This is a genomic window from Streptomyces sp. NPDC087428 (assembly GCF_044744085.1).
Classification (GTDB): Bacteria; Actinomycetota; Actinomycetes; order Streptomycetales; family Streptomycetaceae; genus Streptomyces.
The window spans coordinates 41,457-64,716 of the sequence record NZ_JBIUXR010000024.1 but is presented as its reverse complement, the minus strand read 5'-3'; the positions used below and the strand labels follow the sequence as shown (position 1 = coordinate 64,716).

Annotated in this window: 21 protein-coding genes and 5 pseudogenes; 9 read left to right on the top strand and 17 right to left on the bottom strand. The window is 69.9% G+C overall.

Annotated elements, in window-relative coordinates; genetic code table 11:
* Window positions 1-174: 174 nt before the first annotated feature.
* From fxsA to ACIO3R_RS36640, 4 genes are all read right to left on the bottom strand, one after another.
* Window positions 175-750, bottom strand: a complete 576-nt coding sequence (gene fxsA, locus ACIO3R_RS36655) for an FxsA family membrane protein (protein WP_402111346.1) — start codon at window positions 748-750, stop codon at window positions 175-177.
* 66 nt (window positions 751-816) lie between these two features.
* Window positions 817-1,584 (bottom strand): polyprenol monophosphomannose synthase, encoded by a 768-nt coding sequence (locus ACIO3R_RS36650; protein WP_363031505.1) that lies wholly within the window; start codon window positions 1,582-1,584, stop codon window positions 817-819.
* Window positions 1,585-2,111: 527 nt separating this feature from the next.
* Window positions 2,112-3,752, bottom strand: coding sequence for an amidohydrolase (locus tag ACIO3R_RS36645; RefSeq protein ID WP_402111344.1), 1,641 nt, complete (start codon window positions 3,750-3,752; stop codon window positions 2,112-2,114).
* Between the two features lie 45 nt (window positions 3,753-3,797).
* A complete protein-coding gene (locus ACIO3R_RS36640; protein WP_024493538.1) occupies window positions 3,798-4,238 on the bottom strand; it encodes an Lrp/AsnC family transcriptional regulator in 441 nt (146 codons plus the stop codon).
* Window positions 4,239-4,442: 204 nt separating this feature from the next.
* Here ACIO3R_RS36640 and ACIO3R_RS36635 point away from each other — a divergent pair, with 204 nt between their 5' ends.
* Entirely contained in the window at window positions 4,443-4,844 is a 402-nt protein-coding gene (locus tag ACIO3R_RS36635; RefSeq protein WP_385030907.1) for a hypothetical protein, read from the top strand.
* Window positions 4,845-5,272: 428 nt separating this feature from the next.
* Here ACIO3R_RS36635 and ACIO3R_RS36630 read toward each other — a convergent pair whose 3' ends face one another.
* Entirely contained in the window at window positions 5,273-6,445 is a 1,173-nt protein-coding gene (locus tag ACIO3R_RS36630; RefSeq protein ID WP_385030910.1) for an acyl-CoA dehydrogenase family protein, read from the bottom strand.
* 414 nt (window positions 6,446-6,859) lie between these two features.
* Here ACIO3R_RS36630 and ACIO3R_RS36625 point away from each other — a divergent pair, with 414 nt between their 5' ends.
* Complete coding sequence (locus ACIO3R_RS36625; protein WP_402111341.1) at window positions 6,860-8,131, top strand: glycoside hydrolase family 18 protein; 1,272 nt, start codon at window positions 6,860-6,862, stop codon at window positions 8,129-8,131.
* An 83-nt stretch (window positions 8,132-8,214) separates the two neighbouring features.
* Here ACIO3R_RS36625 and ACIO3R_RS36620 read toward each other — a convergent pair whose 3' ends face one another.
* Window positions 8,215-8,367 (bottom strand): SCO1431 family membrane protein, encoded by a 153-nt coding sequence (locus ACIO3R_RS36620; RefSeq protein ID WP_402111339.1) that lies wholly within the window; start codon window positions 8,365-8,367, stop codon window positions 8,215-8,217.
* Window positions 8,368-8,483: 116 nt separating this feature from the next.
* Window positions 8,484-8,627, bottom strand: a pseudogene (locus ACIO3R_RS36615) (peptidase C39 family protein); the annotation flags it as partial.
* A gap of 349 nt (window positions 8,628-8,976) precedes the next feature.
* Between ACIO3R_RS36615 and ACIO3R_RS36610 the strand changes: the two are divergent.
* Window positions 8,977-9,645: a hypothetical protein gene (locus ACIO3R_RS36610; protein WP_385030919.1), complete on the top strand. Its 669-nt coding sequence runs from the start codon at window positions 8,977-8,979 to the stop codon at window positions 9,643-9,645.
* Window positions 9,646-9,700: 55 nt separating this feature from the next.
* Window positions 9,701-10,327 carry a class F sortase gene (locus ACIO3R_RS36605; RefSeq protein WP_402111336.1) on the top strand — a complete coding sequence of 209 codons (627 nt, stop codon included), beginning with the start codon at window positions 9,701-9,703 and terminating at the stop codon, window positions 10,325-10,327.
* Window positions 10,328-10,482: 155 nt separating this feature from the next.
* Here ACIO3R_RS36605 and ACIO3R_RS36600 read toward each other — a convergent pair.
* Window positions 10,483-10,683, bottom strand: a pseudogene (locus tag ACIO3R_RS36600) (XRE family transcriptional regulator); the annotation flags it as partial.
* 51 nt (window positions 10,684-10,734) lie between these two features.
* Here ACIO3R_RS36600 and ACIO3R_RS36595 point away from each other — a divergent pair.
* Window positions 10,735-11,046, top strand: a complete 312-nt coding sequence (locus ACIO3R_RS36595) for a hypothetical protein (RefSeq protein ID WP_402111334.1) — start codon at window positions 10,735-10,737, stop codon at window positions 11,044-11,046.
* Between the two features lie 39 nt (window positions 11,047-11,085).
* Window positions 11,086-11,793 (top strand): B3/4 domain-containing protein, encoded by a 708-nt coding sequence (locus ACIO3R_RS36590; RefSeq protein WP_385030928.1) that lies wholly within the window; start codon window positions 11,086-11,088, stop codon window positions 11,791-11,793.
* A 171-nt stretch (window positions 11,794-11,964) separates the two neighbouring features.
* Here the strand turns inward: ACIO3R_RS36590 and ACIO3R_RS36585 are convergent, their stop codons facing one another.
* On the bottom strand, window positions 11,965-12,828 hold the full coding sequence (locus ACIO3R_RS36585; protein WP_385030931.1) for a helix-turn-helix domain-containing protein: 864 nt from the start codon (window positions 12,826-12,828) through the stop codon (window positions 11,965-11,967).
* A 151-nt stretch (window positions 12,829-12,979) separates the two neighbouring features.
* Here ACIO3R_RS36585 and ACIO3R_RS36580 point away from each other — a divergent pair, with 151 nt between their 5' ends.
* Entirely contained in the window at window positions 12,980-14,026 is a 1,047-nt protein-coding gene (locus ACIO3R_RS36580; protein ID WP_402111332.1) for an NAD(P)-dependent alcohol dehydrogenase, read from the top strand.
* A gap of 878 nt (window positions 14,027-14,904) precedes the next feature.
* Here ACIO3R_RS36580 and ACIO3R_RS36575 read toward each other — a convergent pair.
* Window positions 14,905-15,816 (bottom strand): alpha/beta hydrolase family protein, encoded by a 912-nt coding sequence (locus tag ACIO3R_RS36575; RefSeq protein WP_385030937.1) that lies wholly within the window; start codon window positions 15,814-15,816, stop codon window positions 14,905-14,907.
* A gap of 104 nt (window positions 15,817-15,920) precedes the next feature.
* Here ACIO3R_RS36575 and ACIO3R_RS36570 point away from each other — a divergent pair, with 104 nt between their 5' ends.
* Window positions 15,921-16,490, top strand: a complete 570-nt coding sequence (locus ACIO3R_RS36570; protein ID WP_385030940.1) for a TetR/AcrR family transcriptional regulator — start codon at window positions 15,921-15,923, stop codon at window positions 16,488-16,490.
* Window positions 16,491-16,934: 444 nt separating this feature from the next.
* Here ACIO3R_RS36570 and ACIO3R_RS36565 read toward each other — a convergent pair whose 3' ends face one another.
* The 3 genes and pseudogenes from ACIO3R_RS36565 to ACIO3R_RS36555 form a co-directional block, all read right to left on the bottom strand.
* A complete protein-coding gene (locus tag ACIO3R_RS36565; protein WP_402111330.1) occupies window positions 16,935-17,789 on the bottom strand; it encodes a class I SAM-dependent methyltransferase in 855 nt (284 codons plus the stop codon).
* A pseudogene (locus ACIO3R_RS36560) lies at window positions 17,786-18,205 on the bottom strand (transposase); the annotation flags it as partial. The gene ACIO3R_RS36565 and the pseudogene ACIO3R_RS36560, both read right to left, overlap by 4 nt.
* 105 nt (window positions 18,206-18,310) lie before the next feature.
* Window positions 18,311-18,418, bottom strand: a pseudogene (locus tag ACIO3R_RS36555) (IS5/IS1182 family transposase); the annotation flags it as partial.
* A 180-nt stretch (window positions 18,419-18,598) separates the two neighbouring features.
* On the opposite strand from ACIO3R_RS36555, the gene ACIO3R_RS36550 reads away from it, so the two are divergent.
* The gene (locus ACIO3R_RS36550; protein ID WP_402111328.1) at window positions 18,599-19,387 is read left to right on the top strand and encodes a class I SAM-dependent methyltransferase; all 789 of its coding nucleotides are present in this window, start codon (window positions 18,599-18,601) and stop codon (window positions 19,385-19,387) included.
* A 167-nt stretch (window positions 19,388-19,554) separates the two neighbouring features.
* Here ACIO3R_RS36550 and ACIO3R_RS36545 read toward each other — a convergent pair whose 3' ends face one another.
* The 4 genes and pseudogenes from ACIO3R_RS36545 to ACIO3R_RS36530 form a co-directional block, all read right to left on the bottom strand.
* Complete coding sequence (locus ACIO3R_RS36545) at window positions 19,555-20,013, bottom strand: MarR family transcriptional regulator (RefSeq protein WP_402111327.1); 459 nt, start codon at window positions 20,011-20,013, stop codon at window positions 19,555-19,557.
* Window positions 20,010-20,504, bottom strand: coding sequence for a MarR family winged helix-turn-helix transcriptional regulator (locus ACIO3R_RS36540; protein ID WP_385030955.1), 495 nt, complete (start codon window positions 20,502-20,504; stop codon window positions 20,010-20,012). The genes ACIO3R_RS36545 and ACIO3R_RS36540 overlap by 4 nt, the downstream gene beginning before the upstream one ends.
* A 138-nt stretch (window positions 20,505-20,642) precedes the next feature.
* Window positions 20,643-21,625: pseudogene (locus tag ACIO3R_RS36535) on the bottom strand (IS5 family transposase); the annotation flags it as partial.
* A gap of 921 nt (window positions 21,626-22,546) precedes the next feature.
* Window positions 22,547-23,182 carry a ScbR family autoregulator-binding transcription factor gene (locus ACIO3R_RS36530; protein ID WP_385030961.1) on the bottom strand — a complete coding sequence of 212 codons (636 nt, stop codon included), beginning with the start codon at window positions 23,180-23,182 and terminating at the stop codon, window positions 22,547-22,549.
* Between the last annotated feature and the right edge of the window lie 78 nt (window positions 23,183-23,260).

The following is a 23,260-nucleotide window of genomic DNA, read 5'->3' as shown; positions in this document are numbered from 1 at the left end:
GGTGCCGGCCCCCCCCCCCCCCGCCCCGGGGCCCCCCCCCCCCCCGCGCCCCCCCCCCCCCCCCCCCGCGCCCCCCCCCCCCGGGGGCCCCCCCCCCCGCGGCTCTGTGCTGCCCGGCTCTGTGCTGCCCGCGAGCCGGTGCCAAGGGGGGGCATGGCACCGGCCGCTCGGGGGTTACGGCGTCAGGGGCGGGCGGGGGTTCTCGTCGGGGTGAGGGGGGTCGTCGCGGATGACCTCGCCCTGGACGACCTTTCCGTCGGGCCTGTGCATCCGGGCCTGCTGGAAGGCGTCAGAGAGGCCACCGGGAGCCGCAGCCCGCATCCGGCGCTCCAGCGACCGCTCCGCGTACCTGCTGAGCGCGGAGCGGACCGGCGGCACCAGGAGCAGCAGTCCGGCGACGTCCGAGATCATCCCCGGAATCATGATCAGCAGCCCGCCGAGCATGAGGAAGCCGTTGCCCCTGCTGCTCGGAGGAGCGGGTGAGGAGCCATCGGCGCCGGGCTGTCCCGGCATCTGCTGGAGCGTCTCGGTGAGATTGCGGAAGGCGCGGCGGCCCGCCGACTTCATCACCACGGCTCCGAGCACGACCCCCGCGGCCAGGAGCAGCAGGACGACGAACCCGCCCGCCGCCTCCCCCACCACGATGAGCAGCCAGATCTCCAGCACCGCCCAGACGGCGATGGCGAGGGGTACGAAGGTCCGGGCGCGCGAGCGCCTGCGGGCGGTCGGGGGCGGTGTGCCGGTCGTCATGCCCCCAGTGTGCCTGGCCACGGGTCCGAACGCCGTAAGGGGGTGGAGATCATCGCCCCGCGGACGTCAGGGCGTCCGGCGTCCCAGCACCCGGTTCGTACGGGTGGTGACGCCCCAGGCGGTGACCCGCCAGAGCGCCTCGACGAGGATGTCCCGGCTCATCTTGGAGTCACCGATCTCCCGGTCCACGAAGGTGATCGGGACCTCGACGACGTGGTAGCCGGCCTCGATCGCGCGGCGCGCCAGGTCCACCTGGAAGCAGTAGCCCTGCGAGGCGACCTCGTCGAGGCCGATCCCCTTCAGGGTCTCCGTGCGGAACGCCCGGTATCCACCGGTGACGTCCCTGGTCCGGAGCCCGAGCATCAGCCGCGAGTAGGTGCTGCCGCCGCGGGAGATCATCTCCCGGGACTTCGGCCAGTTGACCACGCGCCCGCCCGGGACCCAGCGGGAACCCAGCACCAGGTCGGCGCCCTTGAGCGCGGTGAGCAGCCGGGGCAGTTCCTCGGGCTGGTGGGAGCCGTCCGCGTCCATCTCGACGAGCACGCCGTAGTCGTGTTCCATCCCCCAGCGGAAACCGGCGAGATAGGCCGCGCCCAGGCCTTCCTTGCCCTGGCGGTGCAGCACATGGACCCGGTCGTCCTCGGCGGCCAGCTCGTCGGCCAGCTTGCCGGTGCCGTCGGGGCTGTTGTCGTCGGCGACCAGGATGTCGGCCTCCGGTACGGCGGCGCGCACCCGGCTGACGATCGGCTTGATGTTCTCGGCCTCGTTGTAGGTCGGAATGATCACCAAGGTTCTGCCGAGCGGGCCGTATCGCCTCTGACCGCCGTCGTTCACTTACTGCCCCTTAAGTCCGTACGCAGGTGCACACCATATCCAGCGTGACGGGGCCGCAGACCGACCCGGGCGGGGCAGCCCGAACGCGTCGGCGGACAGAAGAGCGGAAGTACGGACAGAACTGCGGATCGGGGCCCGGCGTCCTTCGGGCCGACCTGGGACCCGCCGGCTGCGGGTCGACCTAGAGCCGTTGTCTACTGAACGTCCGGGCCCCACCCGGGTCGCACCCTCCGTCCGGCTGAAACCTTCCCTCGCCCCCGAGGCGCCGGCGCTGAACCTGGCTGTCAGCGGTGGTGCGCCGGTGCGGCACACCACCCCATGACTCAGCGGCGTTCGACGACTGCGTGGACGTTTAACCGGTCGGACGTCCTGTGGTGGACTCGGCCGAACCTACCGGCCGGTGGGCGCATTCTGTCAATAGTTGCCTGACCTGCATCGTTTACCGAACTTGCCTGGTCAGTACCGGAGATCCCCAGGTCGCGGGAGAACCGGGGCACCTTCGATCGGCGGTACGAAATGTCCGCACGTCACTCGTTCGGCCGTACGTAGACAGTTTGTCCGAACACCACCGTGCGCAGGCAGACCGGGAGTTCGGCCCCCGGACTGAGGTCCGGCAGCCCCGGCGTCCCCGACCTGGGGTCCGTCGACCAGCGGGCGACCCGGTCGTCCGGCGCCTGGACCACCAGTTCCTCGGTGCGCCAGACCGCGTAGTCGGCCGGGGCGCCCGGCACCAGGGTGCCCGCGTCGTCGCGGCCGACGGCCCGCCAGCCGCCCCTGGTGTGGGCGGTGAAGCCGGCCCGCACGGAGATCCGGTGCTCGGGCGTCCGGTGGAACGCGGCGGCCCGCACGGTCCCCCACGGGTCCAGCGGGGTCACCGGGCTGTCCGAGCCGAAGGCGAGGGGCACACCGGCCCGCAGGAGGGCCGCGTACGGGTTCAGGGTCCTCGCCCGCCCGGCACCCAGCCGCTGGACGTACATGCCCTCCTCACCGCCCCAGGCGGCGTCGAAGGCGGGCTGGACCGAGGCGGTGAGTCCCAGTTCCGCGAAAGCGGCGACGGTCTCCGGGGTGAGCATCTCGGCGTGCTCGATCCGGTGCCTGGCGGCCCTGACCCGGCCCAGGCCCACCTTCTCGGCGGCGCCCCTGACGCCCTCGACGACGGCGGAGAGCGCGGCGTCGCCGATGGCGTGGAAGCCCGCCTGCAGCCCGGCCTCGGTGCAGGCCGCGACATGGGCCGCGATCTGCCCGGCGTCCAGATGGGCGGCGCCGGTCACCGGGGCGTCGGCGTAGGGCTCGTGGAGGCAGGCGGTGTGCGAGCCGAGCGAGCCGTCGACGAAGAGGTCCCCGGCCGCGCCCACCGCGCCGAGCTCCCGGATGCGCCGGGCGTCCTTCCCGTCGGCGACCTGTTCGGCCCAGTAGCCGAAGACCCGCGGTCCGCGCTGCCCCGCGGCGAGCTTGAGCAGGGCGGTGAAGTCCTCCTCGTCGGAGATGTCGGGGCCGCCGCACTCGTGGACGGTTCCGATGCCCAGGGAGGCCGCCTCGCGCAGCGCGGCCCGCTGGGCGTCGGCGCGCTGCCGCGGCGAGACGGCCCCGTGGGCCGCCGCGCGCACCGCGTGGTGGGCTGCGCCGGTCAGCGGCGCCTGGGGGTGGTAGCCGGGCATCGAGGCGATCCGGGGAACCAGGTCCAGCAGCGCGGTACTGGCGACCGCCGAGTGCACGTCGACCCGGGGCAGGTAGACCGCCCGCCCGCCGGCCGCCGTATCGAGCTCCGCGCGGGTGGGCGGCCGCTGCTCGGGCCAGCGCGTGGCGTCCCAGCCGTGCCCCAGGACCACCCGGTCGGCGGGGTGCGCCGCCACGTACGTCCGTACGAGGCCGAGGGCCTCGTCCAGGGTGCGGGCACCGGAGAGGTCGAGGCCGGTGAGGGCCAGTCCGGTCGACGTGGTGTGGACGTGGGCGTCGGTGAACGCGGGGGTGACCAGCGCCCCGTCGAGGTCGATGACCTCGTCGACGCCACCCGCGAAGGCGTCGGCGGCCCCCTCTGAGCCGACCCAGGCGACATGGCCCCGTTCGACCACCATGGCGGTGGCGAAGGGGTCGGCGGGGCTGTGGACGTCTCCACCGCGCAGCAGCACGGTGTGGTGTTCGCTCTGGGGGGCGGTGCTCTCGGTCATGGGAACAGTCTCCCGCCTGCCGGGTCCCGCCCCGTGCACGACCCCTCAGATCTGCGGCGGCCGCGCCTCGTACGGTGTGGACAGGACGACCGTGGTGCGCGTGGAGACACCGGCGAGCGAGCGGATCCGCGTCAGCAGGTGCTCGAGCTCCAGCGGGGTCGCGACCCGTACCTTCAGAATGTAATTCTCGTCACCCGCGACGCTGTGGCACGCCTCCAGCTCCGGGACGCCGGCGAGCCGCTCCGCGATGTCGTCCGGGGCGCTCGGGTCGAAGGGCTTGACCGAGATGAACGCGGTCAGCGGCAGGCCGACGGCTTCGGGGTCGACGACCGCGGCATACCCCCGGATCACCCCGCGCTGCTCCAGCCTGCGGACTCGCTGATGAACGGCCGAGGTGGACAGGCCGGTCGCCTTGCCCAGGTCGGTGTAGCTCATCCGCCCGTCCTTGACGAGCAACTCCACGATTTGACGGTCCAGCTCCTCCATATGGATCAATCTATGGCCCCAGGTGCCTCCAGGCACAGCCACGGGAGCCGACGGGAGGGCGCCCACGGCAGTCATGTGATGAATGCCACAGGTTTACGGGTCGGTAGCCGGGCACCTCGCGGTTACGGCCGATCCGCGACGGGAAGTGCTTGCTTTGGCCGAGGCCGCGGCGCCTTGTCGGCCCACCCGAGGGGGGAATTTCCCATGCAGAGCATGAAGCTCACCGGACGTACCGAACCGGAACCCGTTGATCCTTTCGAGGACACCGCTCCCGACGAGTACGACACACTTGAGATGTACCGGGTCACCTGCCCGGACTGCGCACAGCCGATCGCCCTCCTGGCGGACGAGGACACACTGCCGGAGCACGCCCTGTGCCCGACCGCGTGGAACCCGTTCGTCCTGACGGTGTGCGCGGGGACCGGACGTCCGGCGTCGAAGGCGCGGCCCGCCGATGAGTCGACCGACGTCCAGGAGCAGGAGACGGCCCTGCTGTTGACGCTCCCTCAGGGGCTCGACTGGAGGATGCAGCCCTTCTCGCACGCCGGGGGCGACGGCTCGCGCCCGCTCCGGGTGCCGCACCAGCTCCGGCGCGACGCCGCCTGAGGCCGCCTCCCTCCTGACGACAGAACTGCGCTGCACCACGACGGCCCGACCGGCGTGGTGCGGGCAGCCAACGGGGCTCCGGCGCGCCGGAGGACCTGGCGAACGGGCGCCCGAATCGGCCGGACAGTGACCCGGCCCCGCCCTGCGGCGTTCCCCCGGCATGACCCTGCCGCACTCCACGGCCGGCCGCCGCCGTCTCGCCGTTCCGGCCTCCGAAGAATCGGTTCCGCAGTCCGGATCGTCACCGGCGCCGCAGTCCGAGCCGCCCCGCCCGGCGCCGCGCTCGGTGCCCCGTTCGACCGATCCGCCCCTCTACCGCGCGATGCTCCGGCAGTGGGAGGGCACCGACAGGACCCTGCCGGGCCGCCATGACCACGAGTGGAACCGGATCATGACGATGCCCGTGTGGTCGGACCGGCCGCTGCGGGTCAGTGCGTCTCAGGACCCGCGAGGTGGCGGGCGATGACCATGCGCTGGATCTGGTTGGTGCCTTCGACGATCTGGAGCACCTTCGCCTCGCGCATGAGCCGTTCGACGGGGAAGTCCAGCGTGTAGCCGTATCCGCCGAGCACCTGGACGGCGTCGATGGTGACCCGCATCGCGGCGTCCGTGCAGAACAGCTTGGCCATGGCCGCCTGCCGCGAGAACGGGCTGCCCGCGTCACGCAGCCTGGCCGCCTCCAGATAGAGCGCCCGGCCGGCCTCGATCTGGGTGGCCATGTCGGCGAGCATGAACCGCAGCCCCTGGAAGTCCGCGATGGGGCGGCCGAACTGCTTGCGGCCGGTGGCGTACGCGACGGCCTCGTCCAGCGCCGCCTGGGCCACACCGATCGCGCAGGCGGCGATGCCCAGCCGGCCGGAGTCGAGTGCGGACAGCGCGATCGCGAAGCCCTGCCCCTCCTCGCCGATCCGGCGCGCGTCCGGGACCCGTACGCCGTCGAAATGGAGCTGGGCGGTGGGCGAGCCCTTCATTCCCATCTTCTTCTCCGGGAGGGCGGCGCTCAGTCCCGCCGCGTCCCCGGGGACGAGGAAGGCGGTGATTCCGCGGGCGCCGTCGACGCCGGTGCGGGCCAGCACGGTGTAGAAGTCGGCGATGCCGCCATGGGTGATCCACGCCTTGGTGCCGGTGACGACCCAGTCGTCCCCGTCCCGTACGGCCTTCGTCCGCAGCGAGGCGGCGTCGGAGCCCGAGGCGGGCTCCGAGAGGCAGTAGGCGCCCAGCAGGCCGCCCCCGAGCATCGACGGAAGGTGCTCGGCCTGCTGCTCCTTGGTGCCGTAGCCGGCGACCGCGTGGCAGGCGAGGGAGTGGACGCTCACGCCGAGCCCGACGGTGAGGCGGGCGGCCGCGAGCTCTTCGAGGACCTGGAGGTACACCTCGTACGGCTGGTCACCACCGCCGTGGGCGGAGTCGTACGGCAGCCCGAGGAGGCCGGACTCGGAGAGCAGTGTGAAGACTTCGCGCGGGAACCGGCCGGCGTCCTCCTCCTCGGCCGCCCGCGGTGCGATCTCCCGCTGGGCGATGTCGCGGACGAGCGCGATGAGCTGCCTGGACTCCTCGGTGGGCAGACGGCGTTCCACTGCCTGCGGGGCACGGTCGGACATGACGGCGCTCTCCTCCCTGTCGGGCGTTGCGGCGGTCGCGCGCGCGGGGTGTGAGCGGCGCCGCCGGGGGATCTCCGGGCGGGGCCCGAAAAGACTGCGGACCAGCCGATGTTGCCCTCCCGGATTACGAGAGGTGCCGGTCAGCGGCTGTGGCGGCTTGAGTATGCCCGATCGGACGGTATCCGTCACTGGGTGACAGAACTCTTCGGTCACGGCACCCGGCAACCGGCGGCGGTCAGCGGCCCGTCGGGCGTCCGTCGGGCGTCCGTCACCAGAATTGGTCCGAACCATTGACCCAACTGGTCTAGTCCATCTACGGTTCGCTGCGAACCGGCTTTCCGCGTTCATGCCAATCATGTGGGCGTCGAAAGCCGGTCGTCCACCGGCAAGTCCCCTCCCCCACGAGGAGCAACGATGATCGGACTGCATCGCCCGGGAGCCCGTCTCCGGGCGTTCGCCGCTGCCGCCTGTACCGCCGCCCTGGGCGCCGCCCTGCTGGGTGTCGCGGGCACCGGATCCGCCGGAGCGGCCCCCGCCGACCTGAAGGCCGCTCCCGCGGCAGCGCCCGCCGCCCCCACCGCGGCCGGCAGCAAGGTGGTCGGCTACTTCACCGACTGGGGTGTCTACGACCGCAATTACCACGTCAAGAACATCGAGACGTCGGGCTCGGCCGACAAGCTCACGCACATCAACTACGCCTTCGGCAACGTCCAGGGCGGCAAGTGCACGGTCGGCGACTCCTACGCCGACTACGAGAAGGCGTACACGGCCGACCAGTCGGTCGACGGGGTGGCCGACACCTGGGACCAGGAGCTGCGCGGCAGCTTCAACCAGCTCCGCAAGCTGAAGAAGCTGCACCCCGACCTCAAGATCCTCTGGTCGTTCGGCGGCTGGACCTGGTCCGGCGGCTTCGGTGCGGCCGCGCAGAACCCGGCCGCCTTCGCCGACTCCTGCTACAGCCTGGTGGAGGACCCCCGTTGGGCCGATGTCTTCGACGGCATCGACATCGACTGGGAGTACCCCAACGAGTGCGGTCTGACCTGTGACACCAGCGGCCGTGACGCCTACGGCAACCTGCTGTCCGCCCTGCGCTCCAAGTTCGGCGCGAACAACCTGGTCACCTCGGCGATCAGCGCGGACGGCTCCGACGGCGGCAAGCTCGACGCCGTCGACTACGGCGGCGCGGCGCAGTACGTCGACTGGTACAACCCGATGACGTACGACTTCTTCGGCGCCTGGGACGCCAAGGGTCCGACGGCGCCGCACTCCCCGCTGAACTCCTACCCTGGCATCCCCAAGGAGGGCTTCAACAGCGACGCGGCCATCTCCAAGCTGAAGGCCGCGGGCGTTCCCGCGTCGAAGCTGCTGCTCGGCATCGGCTTCTACGGCCGCGGCTGGACCGGTGTCACGCAGGACGAGCCGGGCGGCACGGCCACCGGCGCGGCCGCGGGCAAGTACGAGGCGGGCATCGAGGACTACAAGGTCCTCAAGACCAGCTGCCCCACCACGGGCACGGTCGCCGGCACGGCGTACGCGCACTGCGGCACCAACTGGTGGAGCTACGACACCCCGGCCACCATCGGCACCAAGATGGAGTACAAGAACCAGCAGGGCCTGGGCGGCACCTTCCTCTGGGAGCTCAGCGGTGACACCACCGACGGCGAGCTGATCAAGGCGATCAACTGACATCGTCGCAGCGTGCATGACGGGGGCGGGGAGCCGGGCGGACTCCCCGCCCCCGTCGCGTCCGCCGCCACGCCCCCGTCAGGTCACATGAGACCGATCTGTGTGACGAACATGGCGATGACGACGACGAGCGTCCAGCCCAGGGCGGTCTCCAGCAGCCCGGAGCGGTCTCCGGGCCCGCCCGTCCGCGTGCGGCGGCGGGCAGGGGTGGTGGTTGCGGCGGCAGTCGCGGTCATGGCATCTCGTTCGGTCGGCCGGCAGTCGTTGTCCCCCGAGGACCCGACCACAGTGCCAGCAGGACAGGCCCACGGGGTAGAGACCCGCGTCACTGCCCCGGGAGAGCCGGACCGTGTCAGCGGACCCCGACGGCGGCCGGAGCCCGGCGCTGGGCGGGTACGGGACGCGCGGGGACGTACGGGTAGCAGACGCCACCTGTGCCGGAGACCACACTGCCGTTCGCGGTGTAGCGCTTGGTGCGCGGCCGGATCGCCTCCCATGGGGGAAGACGTCACCGGCCACGCGACGCCCTCCCGCACAAAAGTGTGGATCACAGGCACGGAACGGCCGGATCCTCCTCGGACTGCGCCACCCCAACTCGGCCTTCGCGCCGTTCGCACGGGGCATCCTCAGGCAATCCGTCGCCGCGCTCGTCGGTCTGGTGGCAGACAAGGACGCCGCGTATCGGACGGCTCGCCACCTCGGCACCGTTCTGTACCGCTATCGGCTACTCAGGGTACTTGTCGGCTTTTTTAGAGTGTTACGACATGTTTCTCCGCCGATCCATGCCATTCCTTAGGCGATCAATCGATCAGTATGACAATCATCTCGGCTTGAGGGAGTTCAGCATGCGCATTTCCGCTTCCGTCCGCGCCCGCAGTGTCCGTGCGGGCGGTTCCGTGGCTGCCGCGGTCGTCATCGCCGGAGCGACGCTGGCCGGTGCGTCCGCCGCCTACGCCGCCCCCGGCGACAGCGGTGACATCGGCATCCGTTCGGTCGGCTGGAACTCACGCGGCGGTGACGGGGTCGAGGTGTGCAAGTTCGTCCTCGCCGCCAGCAACTTCGAGTCCCTCCCGGCCGTTCCTTGGACGATTACCGCGCAGCCCCCGACCGTTCCCCCGGGCGACACGCTGCAGAGCACGCTGCCGCTCGTGAACGGCTCGGCGCGCAGCCAGGAGTACCTGCTCCCGGAGGGCACGTACCAGCTGGTGTGGATCACCACGGCGGGTCCGAAGGCGAAGAGCTTCCGCGTCGACTGCTCCAAGCCGGCGAACAACGGCGGCCGCGCGGAGGACAGCGGCCGGGACGCGTCCGCGTCGGGTGACGAATCGAAGTACGACCGGCCGTCCGGTGCGGTGCCCGCCGGCGGCGGCGGCGTCCCCGACATGACCAACCTCAGCGCCGAGAGCGACGGGAACGTGGGGACCACTGTCGCGCTGGCTGCGGGGGCGGTCGGGGCCGCGGGACTGATCATGGTCCGTCGAGCCGCTCGCCGTCGTGCCCGCAACGAGGCCTAGCACGCACAGCCGACGGCGACGGCGACGGGGGCCGAGCCGGGCGTGCCGTCTCACGATGACACTGTGCGTGCTCTCCTCGCTGGTGGCGGGCATCGTCTCGGCGAGTTCGGACTCGTCCGACGACCCGTCGGTCTCCGCCGCCCACGACGGCGACGCCGCGGGCGGCGGAGACCTCCCGACCCGGCGGGTCTCGCACGTACCCCTGTCGCCCGCACGGCCGACGAAGATCGCGGTGCCCGGGATCTTCATCGAGGCCCCGGTCATTGGTCTCGGGCTCGACGCCGAGGGGCACCTCGGTGCCCCGCCGCTGAGCAAGCCGAGGGTGGTGGGCTGGTATCGGAACGGCCCGTCACCCGGTGACGCGGGAACGTCTCTGATCGTCGGTCACCGCGACACCGAAACAGGGCCGGCGATCTTCCTCAACCTCAACGCGCTGCACCGGGGCGACACGGTGAAGGTCACCCGGGCCGACCGGCTCACCGCGCTCTTCACCGTCGATGAGGTCAAGACCTATACGAAGGACAAGTTCCCGGACGACAAGGTATACGGGGCCGGCAACCGTCCGGAACTGCGACTCATGACGTGCGGCGGACGCTTCAACAAGAAGAACGGCTACTCGGCCAACGTCGTCGTCTTCGCCCACCTGACGTCACTGAAGAAGCAGGCAACCGCAAGGCTGTGAGCGGTTCGGGAGCGGCCGGTACCTCGGGGGCGAGGTACCGGCCGTCCGCGTCTCCTCCTGGCCGGGTGACGTGACAGCTCTCGTGGACACGGCGTGCCTCGGTGACAGGTTTCGGTGCCGGTGCCGCGGTAGGTGTGGGGAGCGTCGCCGCCGAAGGTGGCGGAAACGCCGAGTGTGTCGGCCGGCCGGACCAGGGTCGCGAAGTTCGGGTTCCCCTGTGCCTTGTCCAGTGCGACCAGGGCGCCATTGCTGACTTCGGCGCACCGGCCGAGTTCAGCCGGGGAGAGCCCGGCCCGGGTGCGGGCCGCCCTGCCGTTGTGCGCGAGCGTCCGCAGGGCTGCGTCCGTCTCGGCCATCCGGCCACCGTCCTCACTCGGGCCACTGGAATGCACCGTGCGGTCGGTTGGTTGACTACGTGGCCGCGCAGTTCATCTGCCGCGCCCACGCTGCGCCGCCGGCTCGCCCACTTCCAGCCAGGCGGCGATCACCCCCTGGTCGCCGTCGACCGGCCACGCTACGGCAGGATGCTGTCCGGCATCCGCGGCCTGCGCCTTCAAGTCACCGGCGTGCGGAGGAAGTTCACGTACGACGACCGCAAGCCCGTCGAACAGCGGGCCGACATCGCCGACCGCCTCACCGAACGCGGACAGGATCTCGACGTTCCCACCGCACGACAGCAGCGCCGCCGCCTGGACCGCCTCGGCCCTTGGAAGCCCTGACCCCCGCCGCCCCGCACGCACCGAGGAACGGAGCCCCTCATGACCGCCTTCCGTATCGCGCCCGCAGTCGCCGACGCCTTCCCCGACACCCTCATCGCCGTGGTCACCGCCACCGGCCTCCGCGGCCACGAGTCCTGGCCCTCCACCACCACCGCCCTTCAGGACCTGGAGCAGCAACTCGCCGACGGCACCTGGCAGCCCGCCGACGAGACCGATCCGCGGATCGAGGCGTGGCACACCGCCTACCGGTCCTTCGGTACCAACCCCCGCCGCATCCGTCCCAGCGTCGACGCGCTCGGCCGCCGCTTCACGAAGAAGGGAACCCTGCCGCGCATCAATTCGGCCGTCGACTCCTACAACGCCGTCTCCGTCCAGCACGGCCTGCCCGCCGGCGCCTTCGACCTGGACCACGTGGCCGGTGACGTCGACATCCGGTACGCCGACGGCACCGAGGAATTCACCCCGCTCGGCGAACCCGACACCGTCGAGAACCCCAGGCCCGGCGAGATCATCTACACGGACACCACCGGCGTCCTGACCCGCCACTGGAACCACCGCGATGCCCACCGCACCCGAGTCACCGAAGACTCCACCCACGTCGCCTTCGTCCTCGAAACCCTCCACGCCGCCCGCGACGGCCACCTCCTCAAGGCCGCAGCGCTGGAACTGCAGGGGCTGCTCGCCCCACACGCCGAACAGACCGCCGTGTACTACCTCAGCCCGGACCAGCCGCGGTTCACCGTCTGAGGACCGGCCCCGGACCCGCTACGGCCCAGGCATCGCCGGAACCGCAACCGCCTACGGCACCCATCGGCAGCCTGATCAGACCCCCTGACGGTGGGCATCAGGGCGGCGCAGTCCCGGACAGCACCATCCGTGATCCAGCCCCATCCACCTTGACCGGGGAGGAAGAGCCGGTCAGCGGTTCACGGCTCGGGGCTCCGTGTCCAGGCCCCAGCTGCCCAGGAGCCGCATCGACTCCTCTGACGCCGAGCCCGGCGCCGCGTGGAAGGTGATCAGGGACATGTCCTGATCGGCGGGCAGCTTCAGCGTCTCGTACGACAGGGTCAGATCACCCACCAGCGGATGGTGCAGCCGCTTCGTGCCGTACCCCTTCTCCTGAACCGTGTGCGCGGCCCACAGGGTCCGGAACTCCTCGCTCTTCACCGAGAGCTCTCCCACCAGCGCCGAGAGCTGCTGATCGTCCGGCCAGCAGCCCGCGCAGAGCCGCAGCGCGCTCACCAGCTCGACGGCCTTGCACTCCCAGTCCACGTACAGGTCTCGCGCGTCCGGGTCGAGGAACACGATCCGCGCCATGTTCCGCTCCTCGGGCGGCAGTGCCGTCTCGTCACCGAGGAGCGCCCGTGCCATCCGGTTCGACGCCAGGATCTCCATCCGCATCCCCACTACGTACGCCGGCACGCTCTCCATGGCGTCGATCAGGTGCTGGAGCTCCGCCCGCAGCCGCTGTGGACGGGCGGCCGCGGCCCGCTTCTTCTTCGTCTTCGGGTTCGCCAGATGCGTGAGGTGGGCGTGCTCGGTGTCCGACAGGCGCAGTGCCCTGGCGATCGCGTCCAGTACTTCACCGGAGACGTTCCCGCTGTTCCCCTGCTCCAGGCGCGTGTAGTACGCCACGGACACCCCAGCGAGCTGCGCCAGCTCCTCGCGGCGCAGCCCCGGGACCCGGCGGGCGCGCCCCACGTCCGGCAGGCCGACGTCCCCGGGCTTGAGGCGGGCCCGGCGGCTGCGGAGGAATTCGCTGAGTTCGGCGCGCTGGTCCATGCCTCCCAGTATCCGGGTACGGCACGGCGGCCAGCGTGACCCTGCCAGTAGTACGCACGGCAGGCGTAGGTCCAGCCGGGATCTGGGTGTTTGCCGGGGTACGAGGCACAGTGGAGAAGAACCAACCCACCTTTGAGGAGATCATTTCCGGATGACTGTCACCACCGTCGCCGCATACGCCGCCCCCGCCCCCAAGGCCCCGCTGGAGCGCACGACCGTGCCGCGCCGCCCGGTCGGCGAGCACGACGTCCTGATCGACATCAAGTACGCCGGGATCTGCCACTCGGACATCCACCAGGCGCGCAACGGCTGGGGCGAGGGCATCTTCCCGATGGTGCCCGGCCACGAGATCGCCGGCGTCGTCGCCGAGGTCGGTCCGGGCGTGACGAAGTTCGAGGTCGGCGACCGTGTCGGCGTCGGCTGCATGGTCGACTCGTGCCGCACGTGCGAGAACTGCCTGGCCGGTCTGGAGCAGTACTGCACCGAGGGCAACGTCGGCACGTACAACGCCGTCGGCAAGGACGGCGAACCCACCTACGGCGGGTACTCCACCCACGTCGTGGTCGACGAGAACTACACCCTGCGCATACCCGAGGGCATCGCCCTGGACGAGGCGGCACCGCTGCTCTGCGCCGGCATCACCACGTACTCGCCACTCGCCCACTGGAAGGCCGGCCCCGGCAAGACGGTCGCGATCGTCGGCCTGGGCGGCCTCGGACACATGGGCGTCAAGATCGCGCACGCACTCGGCGCCGAGGTGACCGTGCTCAGCCAGACGCTGCGCAAGGAGGCCGACGGGCTGAAGCTGGGCGCCGACCACTACTTCGCGACCAGCGATCCCGAGACGTTCCAGCAGCTCAAGGGCTCGTTCGACCTGATCGTCTCCACCGTCTCGGCGCCGCTGCCGCTGGACGCGTACCTCGCGCTGCTCAAGACGGACGGCGCGATGGTGAACGTCGGAGCGCCGGAGGAGCCGGTCTCGCTGAACCTGTTCTCCGTCATCGGCGGCCGGAAGACCCTCGCGGGTTCCGGGATCGGCGGGATCCGCGAGACGCAGGAGATGCTCGACTTCTGCGCGCAGCACTCCCTCGGCGCCGAGATCGAACTGATCCGCGCGGACCAGATCAACGAGGCATACGAGCGGGTGCTCGCCAGCGACGTGCGCTACCGCTTCGTGATCGACACCGCCACCATCTGAGCCCCGGCGCCTGCGGACCGGGCTCCGGCCCTGGGCCCGGTCCGCAAGGGACACCCTGGATTCGGCGGCCGAGGCCGCGGTCAAGGTAGGCGCGATATCGGCACCGTTTCCTTCAACCGGCACCTCGGCCGGAAACGGGCCACGCGGCGTTCCCTGGGCCCGGCACCCGGCCGGCGGCGCCTCCGCGAGATCGATGCCGCGCCTCGCACGGCGCCCAGGCGCGCTCCCAGCCGGTGGAGCGCGGGGCGGCGGGCGGGGCCGGGGGCTCACTGCGGCCCGGTGGATGTCGAGGTCGGTGGTCGGCTCGGACGCGCCTCCATCTACGGCCCGCCGGGACGAAGGCAGCCGTCGCTGAGTTCGTCTGGGATAAACGTCGCGGTTCCTGCACAAGTCCGTCATCCGACGCGAGGTCCCTCACGAGGTATCACGCGTCCTGGTCAGCGCGGTACTCCGTGCCCTGGTCAACGAACTCGTCAGCTGGCTCTTCTGAGCCGACGGTGACGGATCCCAGGGGTCCGTCACCTTTTGCATTATGGCGATACTCCCGCCGGCCGGCTGCCTCCGCAAGGCGCTGTGTCCCCCACTCCAGCTACGTTTTCCCTCCCGCCTGGCAGTCCTCTCCCCGCGCGAACGAAGTCGACCGAACGGCTAGGCGTATTGGCCCCGGGCGTGTATCGAAGGTGCTGGTCACTCGACCGCGTGGCGCTCGCGGCGGTTGGCCACCGCGAGCCGCCCCGTTCTCGCAGTTGGGGATCAGGTCGGGTTTTTTCGGAATCGTGCAGCGAATTCCGCCTCGACGCAGGCAGCCGCGGTTGGTGTGGACCGGTGGGCCCGCTCCGCGCGCACCCGACTCGGTCGACAGCGCGGTCTGGATGGGTTCACTTGCTGGTGATGCTCCACGTGCCGTCGCCGGCCGCAGCGGCGTTGTTGAGGGCGGCCCACGCGGCGTCATTGAGCTTGAAGGCGTCGTGGAAGTAGGCGGAGATCGCGTCGGCGACGAGAGCGACGCGGGTGGGGTCCTCGTCGGTGGTCTCGGCGACCATCTCGCCGGCGAGGCCGCCCAGGGTGTGCTCGCCCTCGGCGATGGCGAGCAGGCTCTTCGGGGACGGGCTGAGGTGGTAGGCGTCGGTGAACCACTCCGGTCCCCGGGTGGAAAGCTGGGACTGGTCCTTGCCGCCCGCGATGACCAGGGCCGGAGTGGTCATGGTGGAGTAGTCCGGCCTCATGAACGGAAGGTGTTCGGCAGCGAACGGGGTGAGCGTGTCGCCGGTTCCGGTCGCGGCGATCAGCGCGCCGGCCGAGACCGCGGAGTGGGACAAGTCCTCTCCGGAAACGCCGTCGGCGTCGAGCACACGCGCGCCCAGGATCACGCCGGCGGTTTGGGCGCCCCAGGAGTGGCCGACGATCGCGATGCGCTCATGGTCGACACGGGTCTCCAGGCCGCCGGCCTGGAGAAGGATGTCACCGAGGCCGTCGAGGACCGCGTGGAGGTCGGAAACCCGGACGCGCCAGATGGTGGCGAAGCGCGGGTCGTCCCACCCGATGCCGTTGCGACGGGAGTCCAGGTGGGTGGGCTGCACGACGATGAATCCGGCGGCTGCCCACCGGTCGACGAGGGGTTCGTATCCGTCCAGGGACCATGCGTTGCCATGGGAGAACACGATGACGGGAAGGTTCTGGCCTGACAGTGGGGCGGTGACCTTCACCTGGAGGTCGACGCCGCGGCCGGGCGTGGGAACGGTGATGGGCTTGACCGCGACGATCCGCTGATCGGGGTGGCTGGAAGACATGGGGGGTCCTGCGCTTTCTCCATGGATCGCTCTGCCATACTTTGACGGAGCAGCGTTCCGCCAATCTAGCGGAACATTGTTCCGCGAGCAAAAGGGAGAGTCTCGTGCCTGAATCGGGCGGAGTACGTCAAGCACAGGCACAGCGCACCCGCAGCGGCGTGCTGGCGGCCGCATCGGCGGTCTTCGTGACCCAGGGCGTCCAAGCCCCCATCCGTGACATCGCCGAACGCGCCGGCGTCGGCGTCGGCACGATCTACCGGAACTTCCCGACCCGGGCGGACCTCGTCACCGCCGTCTACCGGCACCAGATCGACACCTGCACCGCACTCGCGGCCCAGCTCCTGGAGGACTCGGCCTCCCCGTTCACCGCCCTGACCCGCTGGGCGGACGCGTTCGTGGAGTTCCTGGTAACCAAGCACGGCCTCGGTGCCGCCCTGGGGTCCGGTGACCCAGGGCTGGAGAACCTCCACGCCCTCATGCTCGACACCCTGGTCCCGGCCTGCGCAACGCTGCTCGACGCCTGCACCGCCGCCGACGAAATCAGCCCCGGCTTCACCGCCTACACACTCATGCGCGCCATCGGAAACCTCTGCATCACCGGCCCCGACTACGACCAGGCCGATGCCAAGCACATGGTCGCAACCCTCCTCGTCGGATGCCGCCGCACGGCATAGCGACGGGACCCGGCCGCCCGCTGTACGCGACTTCGACCTCTGCCTGGGAAGTGGAGCCGTGCGCCTACCGCGTGACGGCCGAGGTCACCGCCACTCATTGATGGCGTCGATGAGGAAGTCCTGCCAGAATTCGACGGTCGCTCTCGGGTTCCAGTCGTCAGGTGTGATCGCTGAAATCGTCGGATTCGTGGTTGATGCAGTCGGCCAGGTCAGCGCCGTAGTAGCCGTAGTAGCCGACGGCTGACTGCTCCTTGCTCCTCCTCTTCCTCCACGTCGCCAATGGCGACGCGAGGTCGTCATTTCTGCTGGACCTCGCTCACTGACGCCTCGGCCCGGCCGGGAGTTCGCCGGACACCTTCCACAACCGCGGCCTGGAAGCGGAGGTGGTCGAGGGCTGACCGATCGCACTGAGCTCTTGACCGGGCCGGCCGCTGGGGTCGTATGTCAGCGCGCGGTGACTGAATACGCGGCGAGCGCGCGGTTGCCGCGCGGCTTGGCGATGGCCCGGAGAACGTCGGCCTGGCTCAGGACGAGCTGTCGCACCGGCTCGGGCAGCACGGCCAGACGTTCCTCCGTTGCGACCAGGTCGAGGCAGGCAGCGATTTCCCAGTCCCCGTCCTGAAGATCTTCGGTATCGACCAGCCTGTTGCCGTCGGCCGTCCAGCCGGCCTCAGGCAGGAGCCGCAGCAGCCCTTCACGGGAGAAAGGCGTGCGAACGTTGCCCTGGCCACGCGATCCTGCGGCCTCGGCCTGCCCCTGGATCAGCACGGCGAGGAGGTGCGCCAGTTGGTCGCCGGACGCAGGCGTCAAGTCCCACTCGGTGAACCATAGTTGCCGCGCCCATGGCCGTACCCGGGCCAGGGTGTCTCGCAGTTGTCCGAGCGATGCGAAGTACCAGGAGCAATGTGCGAGCACCACGTGGTCAAAGGTACTTTCGGGGAAGTCGACTGATCGGTCGAGGACGTCGGTGCCGAAGCGGAAGTCGATGCGCGGCCCGAGAGGGCCCGCCGCGAGCCGGGCCGCCGATTCCCCGAGCGTGACCGGCGCCCCGTAGGAGGGTTCGGCCACGTCAACCGCCACCACGCGTCCATGGGGGCCAACCGCCTCTGCAAGGACGGCAGTCATGTCGCCCTGACCGCAGCCCAATTCGAGAACGGCTGAGCCTGGCGCAATGTGCCAGCTCGCCACGAGCGCGGCGCGGTGGCGAGTCTGGGACAACTGGATGTCCGGGTTACGATCGGCGGCGGCCATGCCTGCCGCGAGCGAGGGGGCCTTGGCGCGGAGATCGGAGTGATTCACAGAGTCCTTGGTGATACTCGACGGTTCGATGCAGGCTGATCGTATGAGACGCGCGGGCAGCGGCGCCTCCGACTTCCTGAGCATGCTGTCGCGTCGCAGCCTGAACGGATTGGAAGCACGCACTGATGGGCGCGCCACACCGTGGAATCGACGCTTACGTCCCACGTGATCGCCCCCTTCGCATCGGCCAGGGACTGGAGCCGGCTGAAGACCCTGTGCCAGGTACCGTTCCGCTGCCATCGGCGGAACAGATCGCAGATCCGGCCCCACGGCCCGTACTCGGGAGGCACGTCCCGCAACGGCACACCGGTTCGGACCCGGAACCGTATGCCGCCGATCAACTGCCGCCGCGGCCAGCCGGCCGGCCGCCCCGCCGTCGTGCCCTTCGGCAACACCGGCTCCAGCGCAGCCCACTGCTCGTCCGTGAGATCTCTCCGCCCCCTGAACCGAGATCATTCTCCCGTAAATGATCTCCGAGTCGTCTCGGGCATGGTTGGCCGCGGTGTGGCAACGCTGGTCTGTCCGGCGAGGGCGAGGTTGTGCATCCGGGCGATGCCGAGCATGGCGTGGTGGACGCCGTAGCCTTTGAGGCGGTATTCGCGGAGGATCTTCCAGGTCTTCATGCGGGCGACCTCGACTACCTACTGGCCTAGTACTCCAGTGTGTTTTCGTGATCACGTGCGGGTCGACTGCGCCCGGACGTGCCCGAAATTCGTTGATTCGAGCCGCAGTTGTAGGCGGGCTCTGTGGGTGCGCATATTGATGATCTGGCCAGGAACCGATCTACTGCAGCACACGTCTCCTGCACCATGACCTCAGGCGAGCACCAAGAGCACACGTTTTCCACCAGGTTGGTTTCACCGTCCTCGGTGAGTGTGGATCCGCCGAAGACCAACGACTACAACAGCTTCGCCGAGGTGTACACGGCTGCGAACGAAACCAACCTGGTCAATGCCTACTACGAGCGTCCCGCGATGCTGACCCTCGCTGGCGACGTGGCTGGCCGGCGGATCCTCGACGCGGGCTGTGGCTCGGCGGCCTTGTTTGCCGCGCTGCGTGACCGTGGCGCCATTGTGAGTGGTTTCGACTCGAGTGCCGGGATGCTGGGGCTGGCTCGGCAGCGGCTCGGCGACGGTGCGGATCTGCAGGTGGCGGAGCTGGGCAGCCCGCTTCCCTACCCTGATGACACGTTCGACGATGTGGTGGCGTCGCTGGTGCTGCACTACCTGGAGGACTGGGGGCCGGCGCTGGCCGAGCTGCGACGCGTACTCAGGCCCGGCGGTCGGCTGATCGCGTCTGTCGACCATCCCTTTGCCGTCAACCTCATTCACCGTGAGGCCGGTCGCGAGGCCGAGTGCGACTACTTCGACACCACCAAATGGACCGTAGAGTGGAGCATAGGCGACCAGACCACCCTGGTGAGTCGCTGGAACAGGCCGCTGCACGCGATGATCGAGGCTTTCACCGGGGCCGGTTTCCGGATTACGGTCATCAGCGAGCCGGAGCCTGATCCCGCCGCCCGCGAGCTGTTCCCCGAGGCCATCGCGGCCGAGCCGCGCTTCCTGTGCTTCCTGTTCTTCGTACTGCAAGCGGATTAGGCCCTGTTCTAGGTTCGGATCATGATGGGGCAGAGGCTTCGGAGTCAGGTCATCGATCCATGCAGGTGGAGTTCGGCGAGGTAACTGGTGGGGGTTGCCGTAGCGGGTGTCCAGCCCTCGCCGCTCCTGACGGTGCCCCGAGCCGGGAACAGGCCCAACCGGCTCGGTCAGGCGGTCAGTGCCGCAAGCTCCGTGTTGGCGCGCTCGGTGACCAGGGCGAGGACGCGGCCGGCGGCAGCCAAGTCCTCGGCGGGTATCCCGCCCCAGATGCGGGCGGAGATGGGGGTGGTCTCCGCGCCGACGGCGGCGAGGAGCTCGCGCCCCGCGTCGGTGGGGCGAAGGTGCACACCGTCGGCGACGAGCAGCTGCTTGGCCCGCAGCTCGTCGAACGTGGCGCGGATGTCGGCCGGATCCGCCTTGAGGGACTCCTGGACCTGGGTGAGGAGATCGTCCGGCGTCTGCGGGGCGTCGGAGGTGCTGGCGGCGCGCAGGGCGACCTGCTGCTGGAACGTGGCGCCGTGTCGGGCCAGGACGTTCTCCAGGACGCCGCGGGCGGCGTAGTGGGCCAGGGCGAGGTTACGGGCGTTGGCGACGGGTGCGGTGATGGTGGATGCGGTAGTGGTCATGGTGTTGTCCTCTGATTGCTCTCGTCGTTCGGTATGGATGGAGCGAGAGGTGTGTCAAGCAGGGTCGTCAGTTCGCCGGTGAACGCACGCGTCCGCGGGGCGTCGAGGCCGCCGAGTGGCTCCAGCAACTGCTGGAGCAGTTCCTGGACTACCGCGATGGCCTGTCGCGTGACGGCCTCGCCCTGCTCGGTGAGCGCGAGTTGTACGGCGCGTGGGTCGCGGGGATCGCGGGTGCGATCGATCAGACCGGCCGACTCCAGGGTGCGCGCCAGCTTTGAGACGTAAAGTGCCTCCAGGCCCGTGTGGTCGGCGAGTTGGCGCTGACTGGGACGCTCGCCGGCGCGCTGCATGCCGTGCAGCGACGCGACCAGCGAGTACTGCGCGTGGGTGAGACCCAGCGGAGCCACTGCGCGATCGACCGCGACGCGCCACTTGTTGGCGAGCCGCCATACCAGGAATCCAGGCGTGGGACTCAGTGAACTCTTACTCATGACAGATAGGGTACAAGGACAGTATGTCCATGGCTACTATGTTCCGGCGGGTGCGACGCCGCACCCGACTCGGTGCCGCGACGGGGCCAGAACACCTTCGGCGGGACCGCCTCCAGCTCTGATCACGCGCTGGGGGCGGAGACTCCGCAGCCAGATGATCGATCCGCGTAGGTGGAGTCCGGCAAGGTAGCTGGCGGGGGTCTTGTCGTAGCGGGTGGCCAGCCCTCGCCATTCCTTGATCTTGTTGATGCCGCGCTCGACGGTGTTCCTCTCCTTGTACAACTCGGCATCGCGGGAGAGCGGGCGACCACCCTTCGAGCCCCGCTTCTTGCGGTTGGCGGTCTGGTCCTTCTTCTCCGGGATCACCGCCTGGATCCGGCGTCTACACAGGTAGGAACGGTTCGCGCGGGAAGAGTACGCCTTGTCGGCGGCGACGGCCCCAGGGCGGGTGCGGGGCCGACCGGCCGGCCCACGGATCCTGACCCGGTCGACGACCGCGGCGAAGCGGGGACTGTCGGCCGCCTGTCCCGGCGTCACCACGAACGACAGCGGGCGGCACCGTCGGTCGGTGGCCAAGTGCGTCTTGACTGTCAGTCCGCCCCGCGAGCGCCCCAACGCGGCAGCTTTCAGGCGGACCTTGTGACGGCGGCGTACCCGTCGTCGTTCGGCGCGTTCCGCTTCCTCGGCCGCGTCGCCTTCGGCCGTCATCTGGGCGGTTTGCCCCTTTATTGGAGCCCCTTTTCCTCCTCGGCGGCTTTCACCAGGTCCTCCAGGAGCTCGGGATCGACCGCCATGCCGGCCGCGTGGTGATGCGCGCGGGCGACGGTGGAATCGACGCTGACCAGGTCCAGATCGACCTGTCCACGCCGGGCCGCCTCGGCGATCATCCGCTCCATCAGCGTCTCGAAGGTGCCTGCAAGCGCCCACTTCTGGAAGCGGCCGTAGACGGTGGACCAAGACCCGTAGCGTTCGGGGATGTCGCGCCACGGGCTCCCGGTCCGGAACCTCCACATCACCGCGTTCAGCTGTTTACGCAGGTCAGGGATCGGCCCACTCACGCCGAGCGGCAGGTGCGGCTCGAACAACTCCCACTCTGCATCCGTCAGATCACCTCGCGTCACCCCGGATGTCTACCGTCCCGAGCCCCTCCGGCGGAGCGATTTGACCCAACAGTGATCCGAACCTGGAACAGGCCCTAGGCGAAGGGCCGCAGGGAGAGCGGTTGCTGACCTCATGGGAACTGAGGCCAGCAGCCGCCCTCTGTATCCCCAGCCCGATTTTGCCCACCACCCGAGGACCGACTCCTCGACAGCCGAACCCGGCTCAGTTCACGACCGCCGAGCGCAGGGCGCGAATGCACGCCGACCGCGGGCGCGCGTGCTGGCAGGGGGCAAGACGGAGCAGACGGCCGCCGAGCTGTTGCGAGCTTCGGTCAGCGCAGCGCAGATCGAGCGGGAGCTGCCCCACCTGGGCAACGACGAGCGGCTGCGTGCGCAGGCGGATGTCGAGGCGGAGGACCAGGTGCGGTGTCGTGAGCAGGCCCATGCGGAGGCCCGGCACGCTGAGGCCCGAGCAGCGGACCAGGAGCGTGCGGAGCGCGAACGCGCGAGCGCGCGGCCGCTGACGCTGACGCGGTCCGTCAGGCGCCGGCGTGCGAGGACTGCGGGCAGCAGCAAGCCGGTGGGCTGTGCGAGGCGTGCGGCTACCGGCGCCGGACCGAGGCCCTGATCGTGGAGGCCGCGACGGTCGCGGCCACCTGGGCGGCCGACCTCGGCGACCAGGCGGGGGGGCGCTGCCGGACGTCCGCAGTAGCGCGTTGGGGCGGCTGGCCCCGGGCTGAGGAGCCGGGGCTGCTGGCCAACGTCGACCCGGCGCTCGTCACGGACGTCCCAGCAGTCTCCTGCGCGACTGGCAGGGACGACCACGCTCCGTGAAGTGGCCCGGCACGTCAACGTCGACGGGTGCGGTCAGTATGGGGCGGCGTTCGTCAGGGCGAAGACCTACATGCCGCGGCGTGACCGCTCTCGGGCCGGGGCCCCCGGTCAGTCCTGGTCGGCCTGACCGAACCTCCGGGATCCGGCCGGAAGAGCCGCAGCCGCGGCCTCCGGCGTCGCGATGCCGGGCAACATCTGCTGCCACCAACGGGTCAGGCGCTGGTGGAGGTCGCGGTGTCCGCACGTGACGTAGGAGAGGATCTGTATGCCGGTGAAGCAGCCCACCACACTGGCAGCCACGTCCTCGGGTACCAGCTCCTCACGCAGTTCCGATGCGCCCTGAGCACGTGCCAGATCAAGTGTGAAGGCGCGCAGCCACCAGTTGTACATGCCGGAGTCGTCCGGCTGAAACATCCTCTGTTCCACAGTGAGACGTATGCTCGCGCGGAACAGGACGTCCGTGCGCAGCCTGTGGGCCAACTCGTGCGTGAAGTCGATGACCTGCTGTATCGGTGATGCGGTGGAGTCGCCCACCTCGATCGGTGCTTCGGTCTGAGCGGTCATCACCCCCCTCGCGATCTCTTCTTTCGACTTGAAGTGAAAATACATGGCTCCTTTTGTGATGCCGCTGCGCTCCTGGATCTCGTTGATACTCGCGGCCGCGTAACCACGCTCGTCAAAGACCTTGGCGGCCCCCACCAGCAGCCTTCGTCGCGTTTCGATCGCCCGTTCCTGTCGCGTCATCGTGTTGCTTCCTCGTTTCCTGGAGATGTCGGTCGTGTGGTGAGGCTGATTCGATGCTTCAAAAACAAACCGTACGTT